Consider the following 16,602-nt stretch of genomic DNA (forward strand, 5'->3'; position numbering starts at 1 on the left):
GTGTTTCAAGTATTGCTACGGGTTACGCAGTTTCCTGTGCAACGCCAGCTGCCTCTGCAGCCTCGAGCACCTCTGCCGAAACGCCTTCGCCGTCCGCTGGGACGATGTTGACGATGCGACGGTTGCGCTTAATGCCGAACTGGACTGCGCCAGCTGCAAGTGCGAACAGTGTGTCGTCGCCACCGCGGCCGACGTTGTCGCCTGGGTGGAACTTGGTGCCGCGCTGACGAACGATGATCTCGCCCGCCTTTACCTGCTGACCACCGAAACGCTTCACACCGAGGCGCTTCGACTCTGAGTCACGACCGTTCGAGGAGCTTGATGCACCCTTCTTCGTTGCCATTGTCTATTTCTCCTTAGTGCAAGTCTTACTTGATAGCAGTGATCTTGATGGTTGTCTGTGGCTGACGGTGGCCCTGGCGGACCTTGTAGCCGGTCTTGTTCTTGTACTTCAGAATGTCGACCTTCTTGCCTTTGCCGTGCTCGACAATCTCAGCCTCAACAGAAACCTTGGACAAAGCATCAGGGCCTGCGGTGACATCCGCGCCATCGACGAGCAGAACCGGGGTGAGGGCAACCTTGTCGCCCGCTTCACCCTCGATCTTCTCGACCTTGACGAGGTCGCCTTCGGCAACCTTGTACTGCTTGCCGCCAGTCTTGACGATCGCGTACATAGAGGGTTACCCCTTATCTAAACTCGTTGTGTCTCCCCGCATGCATAGAAGACAGTTGGTACAGTTCTCTAGCGCTTTGTGGCCTTTCGCGTTCCACCGTGCCTGCATGCGTAAACGGCGCGGCTTCACAGCCCAAAACAGCGACTGTCAAATACTACACAGAAGCGGGTGCGATTATCAAACCGCACCCCGCTGTCCCTCTATTTGGAAGAGGTTCGGCGTGTCGCGCGTCGCCGCCTGCGCCGCGCACTCGCCTTCGACTCCTGTTTCTTCGTCGCAGGCTTGGTTGCCTTCTGCTTCGTTTCCTTCGCCTTCGGCTGCTCCTGCTGCTGCGGCTGGGACGTCTTGCGCACTGCGCGCCGACGCCCGCGCCGGCGAGGAGACTCCGTCACCTTCACCTTCGGCTGCTCCTGCGCCTCCTCACGTGGAGCTTCCTTCGCAGGCTTCTGCACGTGCTCCTGGCGTTCAAAATCTTCACGCTTTGGCTTGTGGTCCGACCGGGAGTTACCGCGGGTCGCTCGCTTCCGGCGCGGGGAGCGCTCGAAGGCGTCGACGGCCTCCTCGTACGTCTGCTCGGGCTTGCCTTTCTCCTGAGCCTGCTCCTGTGGCTTGTCCTGTGGCTTGTCCTGTTCCTGCGCGCGCCCACGCCCGCGGCCCGTGCCTCGACGCCCACGGCGGCGCGAACCGGACTCGCGCTTGGAGGATTCACCTACTACAGGCGGCTTCGGCTCGTCGTTGTCCTCGTGTGCTTCATTGTCTTCGGACACAACCGAGCCGACCAGCTCGTCGATCGCCTTTTCGTCCAGCTTGCTGCGGCGCTTCTCCTCCGCCTTCTTGTTGGAACGCTCGCCGTTCGACTTCCCGCGACGCTTGCCGCGGCCACCGCGGTGCTGCAGGTCGTCTTCCTCCGGGTTGTACGTCGCGTGCTCTACAGGCTCCTCGGTGATGATCACACCGCGGCCACCACAGCACTCGCACGGCTTGGAGTAGGTCTCAAGCAGACCATCGCCGAGCTTCTTGCGGGTCAGCTGCACCAGGCCGAGCGAGGTGACCTCGGAGACCTGGTGGCGGGAGCGATCACGGCCCAGCGTTTCCTTCAGGCGACGCAGCACCAGCTCCTTGTTTTCATCCAGGATCATGTCAATGAAGTCGATGACCACCATGCCGCCGATGTCGCGCAGGCGCAGCTGGCGGACGACTTCCTCCGCGGCCTCCAAATTGTTCGCGGTGACCGTCTCCTCGAGGTTGCCGCCGGAGCCAGTGAATTTGCCGGTGTTGACGTCAATCACCGTCATGGCCTCGGTGCGCTCAATAACGAGCGTGCCGCCCGACGGCAGCCACACCACGCGGGCAAGCGCCTTCTGGACCTGCTCGTCGATGCGGTGCTCCGCAAAGGCGTCGGCACCGTCGTGTTCGGAGCGGTCAAACTTGGTTACGCGGTCCAACAAGTCAGGCGCGACGGACTGCAGGTAAGCGTGCGCAATGTTGTAGGACTTCTTGCCGTCGATGATCAACTCAGAGAAGTCCTCGTTGAAGACGTCGCGGACGACGCGAACGATCAGGCGCGGCTCTTCGTAGAGCAGCGCCGGGCGCGAGCCCTTCCCGTTCTTCGCGGCTTCTGCCTTTTCCTGCACCATTTCCCACTGTTTGTGCAGGCGCTGGACGTCCTCAGCAATCGCTTCCTTCGACATGCCCTCGGCAGCCGTACGAATAATCGCCCCACCCTTGCCAGGCACAACCTCGTTGAGGATGCCCTTGAGGCGCTTGCGTTCGGTGACGGGCAGCTTGCGGGAGATCCCAGCGTTACGGCCACCCGGCACGTACACGAGGAAACGTCCGGCCAGCGAAATGTGCGTTGTCAGGCGAGCACCCTTGTGCCCGTTAATATCCTTCGAGACCTGCACCATCACCTGGTCGCCGGACTTCAGCGCGTGCTCAATCCTGCGCTTCTTTCCGCCAAGCTTCGCAGCCTTCCAGTCAACCTCGCTGGCGTAGAGCACCGCGTTGCGCCCGGTTCCGATGTCGATGAACGCCGCCTCCATGCCCGGCAGCACGTTCTGGACACGGCCCATGTAAATATTGCCGATGATCGACGCGTTATCGTCCGTGGACACAAAGTGCTCCGCAAGCAGCCCGTCCTCCAGGACCGCTACCTGCGTGATGCGGCCTGGGCCGTCGTTGCGGTCGCGCTCGCGCACCACCATCGTGCGGTGCACCGACTCGCGCCGCGCGAGGAATTCCGCCTCAGAAACAATGCGGGAGCGCTGGCGCTCCGCTTCTCGACGCTCACTCCGCCGACGACGCTGCGCCTCCAGACGGGCGGAACCGCTGATCCCCTTCGGCTCGTCAATAACCTCGACCTTAGGTTCTTCCTCTTTGGGCTCCTCAACTTCACCCTTCGGTGCGGCATCCTCATCCGCTTCCTTCGGTTCGGAGGTGCGCACTGCTCGGCGGCGCTTTGGACGCGTCGGCGCCTTGAAGATCGGCGCGTATTCGACCGTTGCTTCCTCTTCAGGTTCGGGCTCCGGCTCTGGTTCGGGCTCCGGCTCTGGTTCAGGCTCTGGTGTTGGTTCCTGCTCTGGCTCGTCGGCGACCTCGAAGGTGGCATCCACCTTCTCCTCGATCTGGTGGATTTCGTTTTCTACGTCCTTGCGCACCCGCTCGCGGATCTTTTCGTCGCTGCTATCCTTCGACTTCTTCGCCTCAGCCTTGTCCGCGGGCTGCTGCAGCGCATCGATGACCTTCTCGGCTTCCTCCCGAGTAATCGAGGACTGCGCAACCTTTGTAATCCCCAGCTCGGTCAGCGCGACGACAACGTCTTTCGACGCCACCCCCAACGCCTTCGCGAGCTGGAACACCCGCATTTTGTCTTTCAGGGTTGATCGATCAAAGTCCTGAATTTCGGTATGAGATTTTTTCGCCACGTACGTGCTCCTATATTTTTGCATCTGCAAGCTGCGTCAACCGGGCGCGAAGCATTCTGCCCGCTGCCGCACGGCTGACACACGTTCCTACAGAAAATTGTAAAAAGCTTGCCCCCATTGTGGCACACGACGCCGACTGCGCCTATTTCAGCATCGCCGCCAACACAACAAAACCGCCCACCCTGCCATGTACAGCAGGATGGGCGGTCGCAGCGTGGTTCTTACTTGTTCGGGAACCAGATTGCGATCTCGCGCTCGGCGGACTCTGGGGAGTCGGAACCGTGGACGACGTTCTCGCCGACGGTCAGGGCGAAGTCGCCGCGGATAGTACCAGGGGTTGCCTTGGCAACCGGGTCGGTGCCGCCGGCGAGCTGGCGCCAAGCCTCGATAGCGCGCTCGCCCTCGACGATGCCCGCTACCAGCGGAGCAGAGGTGATGAAGTCAACGAGTTCACCGAAGAACGGCTTGTCCTTGTGCTCTGCGTAGTGCTTCTCAGCGGTCTCACGGTCTGCGGTGCGCAGGTCCATCTCGACCAGCTTGAGGCCCTTACGCTCAATGCGGGAGATGATCTCTCCGACGTGGCCGTTTGCAACGCCGTCTGGCTTAATCAAAATCAGTGTACGTTCAGTCATGTCTCCATACCCTACTAAACAACAACCACCGGGTGCGAACATCTTGATGTGGGGGTGATTAAAGTTTGCTCCATGACATATGAGAGTCCCCTGCCGCCAATTCCGGACGTCGGCACGCGAGCGCGCTCCATCACCGATCTGCTCTTCGGCAACCTCGGCGAGCATGCGTCGGCGCCGGCGCTCACGGAGGTCGAGACGGGGCGAAGAGTGACCTATGCGCAGCTTCACCAGGAGGTGCTGGCGCTCGCCGCCACGTTGCGCAGCCGCGGCATCGGTCCCGGGGATTGCGTCGCAGTGCAGCTGCCCAACGGCATCGACTTCGCCGTCACTTTCCTCGCGTTGGTGCAGGTGGGGGCGTCGGCAAGCTTGTTGGGGACGAGTCTCACCGCGGCCGAACGTGACCACCTCTGCGCGCTCGCCGAGGCCAAAGTTCTTCTCGACGCCCCCATCGCCCCCACCGAACCTGCCGAGCACAGCGCCTCCCCAGCCGGGCCGGAAGATATTGCCGCGGTTGCGTTTTCCTCCGGTACCACCGGCCTGCCGAAGGCCGTCGAGCTGACCCACCGCAACCTGTGCGCGAACATGCTGCAGTTTTCGGCCGCGCTTCGCGCAAGCGGTATCGGCGCGGGCACCCCGACACTGGCGCCGCTGCCGTTCGCCCACATCTACGGGCTGAACACGCTGCTGCTGTCGTCGCTCTACGCGCGCCACCATATTCACACGATGGCGGCGTTTGACTTGAACGTATTCATTGAGGCGCAGCGCAAGCACCGTATTGAGTTGGGCTTTATTGCGCCACCCATCGCGCTTGCGCTCTCCCGCCACCCGGAGGCGACCGCGGAGGCGTTCGCGGACTCCCGGTTCATGGTGTGCGGTGCCGCCCCGCTGGATGCTGCGTTGGCGGACAGCGTTGAGCAGCGGCTCGGCACGGTGATCCTGCAGGGCTACGGCACCACGGAGACGTCCCCGGTGACCCACGTGGGCATCGCTGGGAGGTCGAAGCCGGGTTCGATTGGGTTCGCGGTGCCGAACACGCAGTTCCGCATCATCGACCTTCGCGACGGCCACGACGTCGCCCCCGGCAAACCCGGTGAGATGCTCATCCGGGGCCCGCAGGTGATGCGGGGCTACCGCAACGACCCTGAGGCAACTCAGGCAACGATCACTGGTGGGTGGCTGCACACCGGGGATATCGTCACGCTGGCTGAGGACGGCACCGTCTACATCGTCGACCGGGCGAAAGAAGTACTTAAGTACAAGGGCTTCCACGTCGCCCCCGCCGAGCTTGAGGCACTGCTACGCACCCACCCCGCGGTTGCCGACGCCGCCGTCGTCCGCCATATCGTGCGCACCCACGGCGTCGATTGCGAGGTCCCGCGCGCCTGCATCGTCGTCGCCGACGGCGCTACGTTGAGCCGCGAGGAAATCATGGAGTGGGTTGCCGAGCGCGTGGCCGGATACAAAAAGATCCGTGAAGTCACCTTCACGGATCACATCCCCCGCAACGCGGCGGGGAAAACTCTGCGGCGCGAACTCTAGTCGGCGTCCAGGTGCTGCGTGGTCAGGTAGCCGCCACGCATGCGCTGCACAATGTCGGAGCGCAGCTTCACGATGAAGAACCACACCAGGCCGAACATCAGGCCAACCACCGTGACCGACCAGTGCACGAAGAACCCAAAGATGAGCGGCACCTGCAGGGCCAAGTTAATCCACATCGCGCCCGGAAACTTCTGCGCGAACGCCATCACCGCGTGCGCAACGCCGATGACCGTGATGTAGACCCAGTTGAACGTGGTCCAGTAGGCGCCACCGTCGACTTTAAGAATCACGAGCAGGATGAGCAGCACGGTGATCGATTCCATGATCAGCGTGCCGGAGAGCACTCCGCGCAGTCCTGCGATTGGGTCCTTGACCGGCTCGTGCCCGAGCCCGAGCGGGCTAATCGGCGGTTGGCGTTTTTCTCTGCTCACTCTGGGTCCTTTCCAAACATGGTGCGGGCCTCCCCCGCGGTCACGACAGAGCCGGTGATGATCACACCGGAGCCGGACTGCACGCCGACTTCCGCAAGGGCGTCCTCGGCAAGCTCAACAGCCAGCTCGTAGGCGGACGGCAGGTGCGGCTGCACGTGCACGCGCTCATCGCCGAAGATGGAGCGGGCGATCTCGGCAAGGTCTTCGGCTTCCATTGCGCGTGGCGAGGAGTTCTGCGTAATCACGACTTCCGTGAGCGCCGGCTCTAGCGCCTGGAAAATGCCAGCGGCGTCCTTGTCACCGAGGATGCCCAGCACGCCGATGAGTCGGGTGAAGTCGAAGTCGTGCTGCAGTGCCTCTGCGAGGGCGGTTGCGCCGTGTGGGTTGTGGGTGGCGTCGATAAACGTGGTGGGTGTGGCGCGCACTCGCTCGAGCCTGCCCGGAGAGCGGACCGCCGCAAAGCCTTCCCGCACCGCCTCGATGTTGAGCGGGTGCTCGGCGTGTGCACCGTGGAATGCCTCGACCGCCGCGAGCGCGACGGCCGCGTTGCGGGCCTGGTGTGGGCCGGACAGCGGCAGGAAGATGTCGTCGTAGCTGCCGGCGAGCCCGCGCAGCCGTAGCTGCTGGCCTCCGACGGCCACTCCGGCTTCCTCAACGCCGAACTCGGAGCCGAGGCGCGCGACGGCGCTACCGACCTGGACGGTCTGCTCCAGCACCACACGCATGGCCTCCGGCTGCTGGTCGGCGATGACCGTGACAGAGTCCGGATTCGTGATGATGCCGGCCTTCTCGCCCGCGATCTGCTCGATGGTGTCGCCGAGGTACTGCGTGTGGTCGATGCCGATCGGCATGATGACGTTCACGTCCGCGTCGATCACGTTGGTTGCGTCCCAGCGGCCACCCATGCCGACTTCCACCACGGCGATGTCCACCGGGGCGTCGGCAAACGCGGCGTAGGCGATACACACCATGGCTTCGAAGAAGCTCAGTGGCTGACCGAAGTGGTCGTCAGCCATCGCGAGGTACGGCTGAATCTCTTCGTAAATGCGCACAAAGTCCGCGGGGTGGATTGGTTGGCCGTCGATCCCGATGCGCTCGGTGATCAACTGCAGATGCGGGCTCGTCGTGCGCCCCACCCGGTGCCCGAGGCTGCGCAGCAGCGACTCGATCATCCGGGTTGTCGACGTCTTCCCGTTCGTCCCCGCGACGTGAATCGCTTTGAACGAACGCTGCGGGGAACCCAGCAGGTCCATGACGTACTCGACGCGCTCGAGCGTCGGGTCGATCTGCGTCTCACCCCAGCGCTCCTCGAGCTCCTGCTGGACCTCACGCAATGCCGCGAGGTCCTCAGGCGTGACCTCGCGCGCGACGACGTCTTCTGTCTCCTCCGCCTGCGGCGCGCCCAGGTTCAGGCGCAGCCCGGACTCCTCGACGGAGATATCGAACTGCTCGGGAAGCTCCGGAAGCTCAGGCAGGTCAGCATTGTCAGCCATCTACGCCTCCGGCAGCTGCGCCAGGCGCGCCGTCACACGTGCGAACTCTTCCTTCGCAACCTGCTGGCGCACCTTGATCTTCTCAACGACCTGCTCCGGCGCGTTCGCCAGGAACTGCTCGTTGCCAAGCTGACGGCCAGTGGTATCGAGCTCCTTCTCCGCCGCCGCGAGTTCCTTCTCCAGGCGCTTGCGCTCGGCCGCAACGTCGACGGTGCCGGAGGTGTCCAGCGCCACGTCGAGCGTCGCCTGGCTCAGGCGCATCTCAATGCTTGCCGACGCCGCAAAGCCCTCAGCAGGCGTCTCCACCCGCGCGATATCGCGGATAACGTTTTCTAGCCCAGCCAGGTCCGCCTTGGCAAAGTCAAGCTTCGCCGGCACCTTCTGGTTCGGCTTCACACCCTGGTCAGCGCGGAAACGACGCAGCTCAGTAATCAGCTTGATCGCATCCTGGATCCTGCGGCGCGCCACATCATCCGTTTCGACGCCACCATTGGTGTCCTCCGCAGTCGGCCAAGGCGCCTGTGTCACCGAAGGCTGCTGCGTCAACGCGGTCCACAGGACCTCGGTGATGAACGGCATGGTCGGGTGCAGCAGGCGCAGCACCACGTCGAGCACGCGGCCGAGCACGATCTGCGTGTTGCGACCCTGCGCAGTCTCGCCCTCGCGCGGGATCTGGGTCTTTGCGATCTCCAGGTACCAGTCACACAGCTCATCCCACGCGAAGTGGTACAGGTCCTCGTTTGCCTTCGCGAACTGGTAGTCGTCCAAGTAGGCGTCGACCTTCGCGCGGACTTCTTCCGCGCGGTCCAGGATCCAGCGGTCGGCGTCCGTCAGCTCCTCGCGGGCCGGCAGCGGACCAACCGCTGCGCCGTTCATCAGAGCGAAGCGGGTCGCGTTGTACAGCTTGGTGGCAAAGTTACGCGCGGACGTGGCGTTGTCCTCACCGATCGGCAAGTCCACGCCCGGGTTCGCGCCGCGCGCAAGGGCGAAGCGCAGCGCGTCAGCGCCGTAGCGCTCGACCCAATCCATTGGGTCGATGCCGTTGCCCAGGGACTTCGACATCTTGCGGCCCTTCTCGTCGCGCACCAGGCCGTGCAGGTACAGGTCCGTGAACGGGATGATCGGACGGCCGTCAACCCCCTCGCCGAGGATCTCTGGGGTGTTCTTTCCAGCAAAAGTGCCGAACATCATCATGCGGGCAACCCAGAAGAACAAAATGTCATACGCGGTGACCAGCACGGACGTCGGGTAGAACTTCTCCAGGTCCGGGGTCTTCTCTGGCCAGCCGAGCGTCGAGAACGGCCACAGCGCAGAGGAGAACCAGGTATCCAACACGTCCGGGTCCTGGGTGTAACCAGCCGGCGGCTCCTCGTCAGGGCCGACGCAGACCACTTCGTCGTTCGGGCCGTACCAAATCGGGATGCGGTGGCCCCACCACAGCTGGCGCGAAATCGTCCAGTCGTGCATGTTGTCCACCCAGTCGAAGTAGCGCTTCTCCATCGATGCCGGGTGAATCTTCGTATCGCCGTTGCGGATCGCATCGCCGGACATCTTCGCCAGCTCTTCAACCTTGACGAACCACTGCAGGCTCAGGCGTGGCTCAATCGGTTCACCGGAGCGCTCCGAGTGGCCCACCGAGTGCACGTACGGGCGCACCTCCTTGACGATGCGCCCCTGCTCCGCCAGCGCCTCGCGCACCGCCACGCGCGCCTCTTCGCGGCTCATACCGTCGAACTTGGTGCCGGTATCGGCAATGTGGCCGGTCTCGTCCATGATGATCGGCATGTCCAGGTTGTGGCGCAAGCCCATCTCGTAGTCGTTCGGGTCGTGCGCAGGCGTGATCTTCACCGCGCCGGTCCCCAACTCCATATCGACGTAATCGTCGGCGATCACCTGAATCTTCAGGTCATCGCGGAACGGGTGGTCAAACTCCTGGCCAACCAGGTCCGTGTAGCGCTCGTCGTCTGGGTGGACGGCAATGGCGACGTCGCCCAGCATGGTCTCAACACGGGTCGTGGCAACGACCAGGTGTGGCTCGTCGTCGTTGAGCGAGCCGTATCGGATGGAGACGAACTCGCCCTCAACATCCTTATAAACGACCTCAATGTCGGACACCGCGGTCTCCAGCACCGGCGACCAGTTCACCAGGCGGTAGTCGCGGTAGATCATTCCGGCGTCATACAGCTGCTTAAAGATCGTCTGCACTGCGCGCGAGAGGCCGTCGTCAAGAGTGAAGCGCTCGCGCGACCAGTCCACGGAGTCACCGATAGCCCGCATCTGCGTGGTGATGGTGCCGCCGTACTGGTGCTTCCACTCCCATACCTTGTCCACGAACTCTTCGCGGCCATAGTCGTAGCGGTCCTTGCCTTCCTCGGCCTTCAGCTTCGCCTCGACCTTCGTCTGCGTAGCGATGCCCGCGTGGTCCATACCCGGCAACCACAACACCTCGTAGCCCTGCATGCGCTTGCGGCGCACCATAACATCAATGAGCGTGTGGTCCAGGGCGTGGCCCATGTGCAGCTGCCCCGTCACATTCGGCGGGGGCAGCACCACAGAATAAGCAGGCTTGTCCGAGGAAGCGTCAGCGGTGAAGTATCCCTTCTCCACCCAGCCCTCGTACAAAGCCTGCTCGTGTTCGCCGGGCTCCCAAGACTTCGGGAGCGCATCGGCTCGGTTCTTGCCTACCAAATGTTCAGTCGCGTCAGTCACGGTTGACTATCTTAGCCATCAACCTCCGGTAGGCGCGACCGGTTAGAAAAGCTTGGAGGCAATCTCCCACTCGCCGCGCATCGCTTCGACGTTCTTGTCGATGCGCTCACGCTGGAAGTCGCTGATCTCCAGCCCCTCGACGACCTCCCACTTGCCATCGCGGCCAATCACCGGGAAGCCGAAAAGCAGCCCCTCCTCGACACCGTACTGGCCGGTGGAAGGCAGCGCTGCCGTCGTCCACTTGCCGTCGGTGCCGTTGACCCAGTCACGCATGTGGTCAACTGCCGCAGACGCAGCCGAGGCCGCCGAGGACTTACCACGAACCTCGATGATTTCGCCACCGCGCTTGGCAACGCGCGGGATGAACTCGTCGACGTACCAATCGCGGTCCAGCTTGTCGGCAATCTTCTCGCCGCCGACCTCAGCGAAGGTCACATCCGGGAACTGAGTATCCGAGTGGTTGCCCCACACCACCATCTTTTCAATTGTCGACGACGGCACCTCCAGCTTCTGGCCCAGCATGGACAGTGCACGATTCTGGTCCAGTCGCATCAAGGCGTTGAAGCGCTCGGCAGGGACATCCGCCGCGGCCTTCGCAGCGATACGCGCGTTCGTATTCGCAGGGTTACCCACGACGAGCACCCGGATATCGTCCGCAGCGCCAGCGTTGATGGCCTTGCCCTGCTCGACGAAGATCTTGCCGTTCGCGGTAAGCATGTCCGCGCGGGACTCACCCTTACCGCGTGGCTTCGCGCCAACCAGGAACGCGGCGTTTGCGCCCTCGAATGCCTTGAACTGGTCATCGGAAACGTTGATACCAGTCACGAGCGGGAAGGCAGAGTCGTGCAGCTCCATCGCGGTACCCTCCGCCGCGCGGACAGCTGCCGGGATCTCGAGCAGCGTCAGCTCGACCGGCTGATCCGCACCGAAGACGTCGCCGGAGGCAATACGCCACAGCAGGGAGTACGCGATGTTGCCTGCTGCGCCGGTGACAACGACTTTAACGGGAGTGGAAGAATGGTGTGTCATAGAAAAACCTCGGGTCAATAGTGTGCGGTATCTGACATTCAAAGTATAGGTAGCTCAACCGACACGCTACCCCCGAAATCGTGCATACCCTCCCCCTTTTAGGTCTAAAAGGCATAGTAAGGCAGACAAATTCCCGTTTTGCACGGTGCAAATTCTCAAATGGGGGCATCATAGAGAAAAGTAGATGTCACCAATGAGCCAACATTCACGCATGCGTAGTAATTCAGGAGCGGATACAACGATGGATTTCCCCACCGACCCCACCTCGGCGAGTATCAAAGCACCTGAACCAGATATCAACGCAGAAATCGACAGTGTCGTCGACATCGCCCTCGACATGTTCGCCCGCGGTGGCTTCTCCCAAACAAAGCTGGGTGCCATCGCGAAGGAAACCGGCATGTCGAAAAGGATGATCCATTACCACTTCAGCGACAAAAAGGGCCTCTACGCAAAAACGATCAGGCGCGCGCTCGACCGCCTGGCTCCACCCGAAGAGATCCTGCAGCGCTCCTACGCAGTCCCAGTTGACGGCATGCGCCGCTTCGTAGACAGCATGTTCCACTCCTTCCAGGACAACCCTGAGGCAGTTCAGCTGCTCATTCGTGAGCGGCTCGAGCCGGTCCTCGAGGACGCCTCGGCGGACATTGTGCACGGCCGCAGCGAGATCACGCTGCACGTCGAGCGCCTCCTGCTCGTGGGCCAGGACGCCGGCGCCTTCCGGCCGGGGATCTCCGCCGATGACGTACTCGCGCTGCTCACGGCGCTGAGCACGCTGCGGGTATCGGGCAACGCGGCGTCGATAATTACGAGCCACCTCGACCTCGACGAGCCGCGGAACGTCGAAGGGATGCGGCGCATGGTTATTGATACCGTGCTGGCGTTTTTGACATCCAACATCGCGCCTTCGGGCTACGAAAGCTACCTCGAGGCCACTCCCCTGCCGGACAGCGAAGGCACCGGCACCAGCGACGACCTCTACGACATCTACTAACTGCGACTCGGCAGCCTTAGGCCGAGCGCTGCCCTTCAGCTTCCACGAACTGCGGCTCTGCAGCGCCCCGCACCACGTCGCCGTTGATAACGACTTCGCTGACGTTCTCGCGGTCGGGCAGGTCGTACATGATGGGCACGAGCACTTCCTCCATGATGGCGCGCAGGCCACGGGCGCCGGTGTTGCGCTCGGCAGCGCGGTCCGCGATCTCCTCGAGGGCATCATCGGTGAGCGTGAGCTGGGCGCCGTCCATCGAAAAGAGGCGGCTGTACTGCTTCACCAGTGAGTTCTTCGGCTCGGTGAGTACGCGCACCATGGCGTCGCGGTCGAGGTTCTCCACGTTCGCGATGATCGGCAGGCGCCCAATGAACTCAGGGATGAGGCCGAACTTCACCAGGTCACCCGGCTGCACCTGCGCCAGCATGTTGGCTTCGTCGCGCTCCTGCTTCGAGTCGATCTCCGCCCCGAATCCGATGCCCTTCTTGCCCACGCGCTCCGCAATCACCTTATCCAGGCCCGCGAACGCACCGGCGACGATGAACAGGATGTTCGTGGTATCAATCTGGATGAACTCCTGGTTCGGGTGCTTGCGCCCGCCCTGCGGCGGCACGGACGCGACCGTGCCCTCCAGGATTTTCAGCAGTGCCTGCTGCACGCCTTCGCCGGACACGTCGCGGGTAATCGAGGGGTTCTCGGACTTGCGGGAGATCTTGTCTACCTCGTCGACGTAGATGATGCCGTGCTGCGCCCGGTTAACGTCGAAGTCCGCGGCCTGCAGCAACTTCAGCAAGATGTTTTCGACGTCCTCTCCGACGTACCCCGCCTCGGTGAGACTGGTGGCGTCGGCAATTGCGAATGGCACGTTGAGCATCCTGGCAAGCGACTGCGCGAGGTACGTCTTGCCGGAGCCCGTCGGCCCCAGCAGCAAGATATTCGACTTCGCGATCTCCACTTCCTCATCACGCTTGCGGTTCGTTACATTCTCCGACTCCGCCCGGATGCGTTTGTAGTGGTTGTACACCGCCACCGCGAGCGTGCGCTTCGCCGAGTCCTGCCCGATGACGTACTGGTCCAAAAACTTGGTGATCTCACTTGGCTTCGGCAGCCGATCCGCAGCCTCATCCTGCTCAGCCTGCGCCCCGCCGAGTTCTTCCTCGATGATTTCGTTGCACAGTTCGATGCACTCGTCACAAATGTAGACTCCGCCACCGGCAATAAGCTTGCGAACCTGCTTCTGCGTCTTGCCGCAAAAGGAGCACTTCAACAGGTTTGAGGTGTTTTGGGATGTTGCCATAGATGCGTTGGACTCCAGCTTCTTCGTCTCGCCTAAGGGTTGACCTTAGAGCTTAGCGGGTACGTCAAACTCACACACTCTCGCACGTTGTCGCGCATTGTGGCGATCAAGGGCACAATGGAGCGCATGACGCATATACATACTGTGGAATACGGCAATAAAGACAACACCAGCACCGTGGTGCTCCTCTCCTCCATCGCGACGACGCACGAATCCTGGTCGAAGCAGATTCCTGAACTGGCGAAGCACCACCGTGTCATCGCGGTCGATCATCGCGGGCACGGCGGCTCCGACGTCGCCCAGGTGGCTCCCAGCTCCGCAACCGTGAAGCTGCTTGCGCAGGATATCTTGAGCGCACTCAACCGCGAGGGGGTCGACCGCTTCAGCGTTGTCGGCCTCTCCCTCGGCGGCGCCATTGCGCAGTATCTTGCGGCGTACAGCGGGCGCGTGGAGAAGGCAGTCTTCGCTTGCACCGCGACTTACCTCGGTGGCAATGAGCAGTGGGACGAGCGCACGCGCATCGCACGGGAGGAAGGCATGGGCCCCATCGCCGACATGCTCATTCCTAACTGGTTCACCCCAGCATTTATCGACGCCCACCCAGGGGAAGTCGAGCGCATCCACGACATGGTCAGCGCCATCGACCCCGAGGGTTACGCCCAAAACGGCGATGCCTTGGCAAAGTGGGACTTCGCTTCCCACCTGGATCAGATCACCTGCCCAGTGCTGACCATCGCGGCCACCGGCGACGCCGGTACCGGCCCGGACAAACTGGCCGAAATCGCCGACGGCGTCGCAGGCCCCGTGGAGTCTGTGGTCATTGAGCCGGGCTCGCACCAGGTGCCCATCGAGAACCCTGCTCCGTTCAATGAAGCGCTGCTGAAGTTTTTGGGCTAAGATTTGTCGGCTACGCTAGACGCAGAAGTCTGTCAGAAAGGATCCCCTAGTGATGAACACCCGGCCCAAACTTGTGCTTGCCGCACTCTTGACGTGCACGACGCTGTTGGCCGGGTGTAACTCGTCGCCGGAGGATCGTTTGGCGGAGCCTGAGATCTCGTTCCCGGCGAAGGAGACGTCGACAAGCCCGGCGCCCGACGATGATGACGAGGACGCGACCGAGACCGAGACGTCCACCTCGACGAAGACATCGACGAGCACGTCGAAGAAGAGCTCAAGCTCGTCTAGCTCCTCGAGTTCTTCGAAAAAGTCGAGCTCTTCTGCCTCCTCTAGCGATGATGACAGCGACGAGCCCGCGCCGGTACAGCCTGCCGAGCCCGCCCCACAGAACGGCGCGACGTGCGCGTGGCCGAAGCAGGGCCAGCAGTCAGCGAGCGACGAATACAGCACCTTCTGCGACGGCGACTGGGCCCGCACCGTGATGCCGAACGGCCAGGAGTACTTCTGGGCTTCCAACGGCAACTCTTGGGCATCCGTTGACCCCGTCGGCGAGCACGAAGGCAACGCCTGCTGGGACCGTAAGGACTTCACCTCCGCACCGGCCGCGGTGCGCGACGCGGTCCCGTACTGCCCTTAAGCCTGCAGCACCTCCGCTGGCTTCTTGACGACGACCGGCTTCGCGGCCGGCGCTCGCAGCCCTACCAGGGCGACCGCACTCAGCACGAACACGCCTGCCGCAACGATGTAGAGTCCACGTGGCCCCAGCCCGGCCTCGGCGAGGTAGCCGATGAGCAGTGGTCCGCAGACCGAACCAACTCGCCCCACAGCCAACGCCACTCCAACGCCGGTCGCCCGCAAGTGCGTCGGGTAGGACGCCGGGGTCACGGTGTACATGCCGGTAACGCACGCGTTCAGCAACATACCAACCAGTACGCCCAGCGGGAACGCCACGAACGACGCGCCCGCGGAGAAGATGAAGGCCACCAACGCGCCCGCGCCACCGATGGCGAAGGCGATGAGCAGCACGCGGGCGTCAACACGCGTGGTAATCACTCCGAAGATCAGCGAGCCGATCGTGCCGCCGAACGCGATCATGATGCCGCCGAAAATACCCTGCTGCGCGGACAGTCCCAGTTCGTTGAGCAACTTGGGCGTCCAGGAATTAGCAAAGGCAAAACCAAAGCTGATCAGCGAGAATGCAATCCAGATCCGTACAGTCGTCGACAGCCATGCTGGGGAGACGATTGCGCGCAGGGCACCCGAGGCGGAAGCCGGGGCGCTCGTCTGGGCCGGAACCACTGCTCCCCCGTGTCCAATACGGCGTGCGATACGCTCAACGCGCGCAGCGTCACCACGGCTTGCGAGCACGTCCACCGACTCCGGCAGCAACGCCGTTGCAAGCACCAGCGCCACGGCAGACAGAGCCGCGCCCACGAAGAAGATCCAGTGCCAGCCGTGGCTCTCCACAACCTTGGACGCCAGCACGCCGCACAGCGTCGCTCCAACGCCGTACCCCGACGCGTAGACCGCCATCGCCAGCCCACGGAACCGGTCGTTAGAATACTCACTGACCAGCACGGTCACGCACGCGAGCACGCCGCCCACGCCCACACCAGTGACGAAGCGCCACGCGATAAACGCCGCGGTACTCCCCGCGAAGCCCGACAGGAGCAGGCCCACGGTGTCAATCAGCAGCGCCACAAGAATCACGTTTCGACGCCCCCATCGATCCCCCGCAGGCCCAAAGACCGCCGCGCCGACACCAACGCCGAGCAGCGCTGCCGACAGTACCCAGCCCAGCAGCGACGAGCTGATCGCGAACTCCTCCGCCAGGTGCGGCGCCGCAAATGCGGTTGCGACGAGGTCATAGCCGTCAAGGGCGTTCAAATAGGTAATGACGGCAATGATCAGCCACTGGTACGGACTCATCGGCCGAGTGTTAATGGAGGTTCTAATATCCACCGCGCTCTTTCCTTTATCTTCACGTGT

General features: G+C 62.8%; 14 protein-coding genes. 4 read left to right on the top strand and 10 right to left on the bottom strand.

Features of this window, described 5'->3' with window-relative positions:
- Positions 1-22: 22 nt before the first annotated feature.
- The 4 genes from rpmA to ndk all read right to left on the bottom strand — a co-directional run bounded on the left by rpmA (position 23) and on the right by ndk (position 4,230).
- Positions 23-343 carry a 50S ribosomal protein L27 gene (rpmA, locus tag R0V12_RS03330; RefSeq protein WP_320072836.1) on the bottom strand — a complete coding sequence of 107 codons (321 nt, stop codon included), beginning with the start codon at positions 341-343 and terminating at the stop codon, positions 23-25.
- A 25-nt stretch (positions 344-368) separates the two neighbouring features.
- The gene (rplU, locus tag R0V12_RS03335) at positions 369-674 is read right to left on the bottom strand and encodes a 50S ribosomal protein L21 (protein WP_071567665.1); all 306 of its coding nucleotides are present in this window, start codon (positions 672-674) and stop codon (positions 369-371) included.
- Between the two features lie 200 nt (positions 675-874).
- On the bottom strand, positions 875-3,622 hold the full coding sequence (locus tag R0V12_RS03340) for a translation initiation factor IF-2 N-terminal domain-containing protein (RefSeq protein ID WP_479684180.1): 2,748 nt from the start codon (positions 3,620-3,622) through the stop codon (positions 875-877).
- Between the two features lie 197 nt (positions 3,623-3,819).
- On the bottom strand, positions 3,820-4,230 hold the full coding sequence (ndk, locus tag R0V12_RS03345; RefSeq protein WP_070478404.1) for a nucleoside-diphosphate kinase: 411 nt from the start codon (positions 4,228-4,230) through the stop codon (positions 3,820-3,822).
- A 72-nt stretch (positions 4,231-4,302) separates the two neighbouring features.
- Here ndk and R0V12_RS03350 point away from each other — a divergent pair, with 72 nt between their 5' ends.
- Positions 4,303-5,769, top strand: coding sequence for an AMP-binding protein (locus tag R0V12_RS03350; RefSeq protein WP_320072837.1), 1,467 nt, complete (start codon positions 4,303-4,305; stop codon positions 5,767-5,769).
- Here the strand turns inward: R0V12_RS03350 and R0V12_RS03355 are convergent.
- Genes R0V12_RS03355 through R0V12_RS03370 form a run of 4 tightly spaced genes read right to left on the bottom strand, consistent with a single transcriptional unit; the run spans position 5,766 to position 11,431 of the window.
- Positions 5,766-6,200: a DUF4233 domain-containing protein gene (locus tag R0V12_RS03355; protein ID WP_320072838.1), complete on the bottom strand. Its 435-nt coding sequence runs from the start codon at positions 6,198-6,200 to the stop codon at positions 5,766-5,768. The two genes, R0V12_RS03350 and R0V12_RS03355, sit on opposite strands and share 4 nt — an antisense overlap.
- Positions 6,197-7,693: a bifunctional tetrahydrofolate synthase/dihydrofolate synthase gene (gene folC / locus R0V12_RS03360; RefSeq protein ID WP_320072839.1), complete on the bottom strand. Its 1,497-nt coding sequence runs from the start codon at positions 7,691-7,693 to the stop codon at positions 6,197-6,199. The genes R0V12_RS03355 and folC overlap by 4 nt, the downstream gene beginning before the upstream one ends.
- The gene (locus tag R0V12_RS03365) at positions 7,694-10,402 is read right to left on the bottom strand and encodes a valine--tRNA ligase (RefSeq protein WP_070975228.1); all 2,709 of its coding nucleotides are present in this window, start codon (positions 10,400-10,402) and stop codon (positions 7,694-7,696) included.
- Positions 10,403-10,444: 42 nt separating this feature from the next.
- Entirely contained in the window at positions 10,445-11,431 is a 987-nt protein-coding gene (locus tag R0V12_RS03370) for a malate dehydrogenase (RefSeq protein ID WP_256000909.1), read from the bottom strand.
- Positions 11,432-11,624: 193 nt separating this feature from the next.
- Between R0V12_RS03370 and R0V12_RS03375 the strand changes: the two genes are divergently transcribed.
- Entirely contained in the window at positions 11,625-12,422 is a 798-nt protein-coding gene (locus R0V12_RS03375; RefSeq protein WP_288857884.1) for a TetR/AcrR family transcriptional regulator, read from the top strand.
- Positions 12,423-12,438: 16 nt separating this feature from the next.
- On the opposite strand, the gene clpX is transcribed toward R0V12_RS03375, so the two are convergent.
- On the bottom strand, positions 12,439-13,716 hold the full coding sequence (gene clpX / locus R0V12_RS03380; RefSeq protein ID WP_320072840.1) for an ATP-dependent Clp protease ATP-binding subunit ClpX: 1,278 nt from the start codon (positions 13,714-13,716) through the stop codon (positions 12,439-12,441).
- A 126-nt stretch (positions 13,717-13,842) separates the two neighbouring features.
- On the opposite strand from clpX, the gene R0V12_RS03385 reads away from it, so the two are divergent.
- Positions 13,843-14,613, top strand: a complete 771-nt coding sequence (locus tag R0V12_RS03385) for an alpha/beta fold hydrolase (RefSeq protein ID WP_070363448.1) — start codon at positions 13,843-13,845, stop codon at positions 14,611-14,613.
- A gap of 49 nt (positions 14,614-14,662) precedes the next feature.
- On the top strand, positions 14,663-15,250 hold the full coding sequence (locus R0V12_RS03390) for a hypothetical protein (RefSeq protein WP_176754779.1): 588 nt from the start codon (positions 14,663-14,665) through the stop codon (positions 15,248-15,250).
- On the opposite strand, the gene R0V12_RS03395 is transcribed toward R0V12_RS03390, so the two are convergent.
- Entirely contained in the window at positions 15,247-16,542 is a 1,296-nt protein-coding gene (locus R0V12_RS03395) for an MFS transporter (RefSeq protein WP_320072841.1), read from the bottom strand. The genes R0V12_RS03390 and R0V12_RS03395 overlap by 4 nt on opposite strands.
- Positions 16,543-16,602: the final 60 nt, after the last annotated feature.

Origin of the sequence: Corynebacterium sp. UMB2355A, assembly GCF_033877495.1 — a bacterium.
In the GTDB taxonomy this organism is placed as follows: Bacteria; Actinomycetota; Actinomycetes; order Mycobacteriales; family Mycobacteriaceae; genus Corynebacterium; species Corynebacterium pseudogenitalium.

What these genes read in the sequence shown, in the direction of transcription:
- rpmA (WP_320072836.1), bottom strand. Translation starts at nt 343, where the DNA reads ATGGCAACGAAGAAGGGTGCATCAAGCTCCTCGAACGGTCGTGACTCA.
- folC (WP_320072839.1), bottom strand. Translation starts at nt 7,693, where the DNA reads ATGGCTGACAATGCTGACCTGCCTGAGCTTCCGGAGCTTCCCGAGCAG.
- R0V12_RS03395 (WP_320072841.1), bottom strand. Translation starts at nt 16,542, where the DNA reads ATGAGTCCGTACCAGTGGCTGATCATTGCCGTCATTACCTATTTGAAC.
- R0V12_RS03340 (WP_479684180.1), bottom strand. Translation starts at nt 3,622, where the DNA reads ATGCAAAAATATAGGAGCACGTACGTGGCGAAAAAATCTCATACCGAA.
- R0V12_RS03385 (WP_070363448.1), top strand. Translation starts at nt 13,843, where the DNA reads ATGACGCATATACATACTGTGGAATACGGCAATAAAGACAACACCAGC.
- R0V12_RS03350 (WP_320072837.1), top strand. Translation starts at nt 4,303, where the DNA reads ATGACATATGAGAGTCCCCTGCCGCCAATTCCGGACGTCGGCACGCGA.
- R0V12_RS03375 (WP_288857884.1), top strand. Translation starts at nt 11,625, where the DNA reads ATGAGCCAACATTCACGCATGCGTAGTAATTCAGGAGCGGATACAACG.
- clpX (WP_320072840.1), bottom strand. Translation starts at nt 13,716, where the DNA reads ATGGCAACATCCCAAAACACCTCAAACCTGTTGAAGTGCTCCTTTTGC.
- R0V12_RS03370 (WP_256000909.1), bottom strand. Translation starts at nt 11,431, where the DNA reads ATGACACACCATTCTTCCACTCCCGTTAAAGTCGTTGTCACCGGCGCA.
- ndk (WP_070478404.1), bottom strand. Translation starts at nt 4,230, where the DNA reads ATGACTGAACGTACACTGATTTTGATTAAGCCAGACGGCGTTGCAAAC.
- rplU (WP_071567665.1), bottom strand. Translation starts at nt 674, where the DNA reads ATGTACGCGATCGTCAAGACTGGCGGCAAGCAGTACAAGGTTGCCGAA.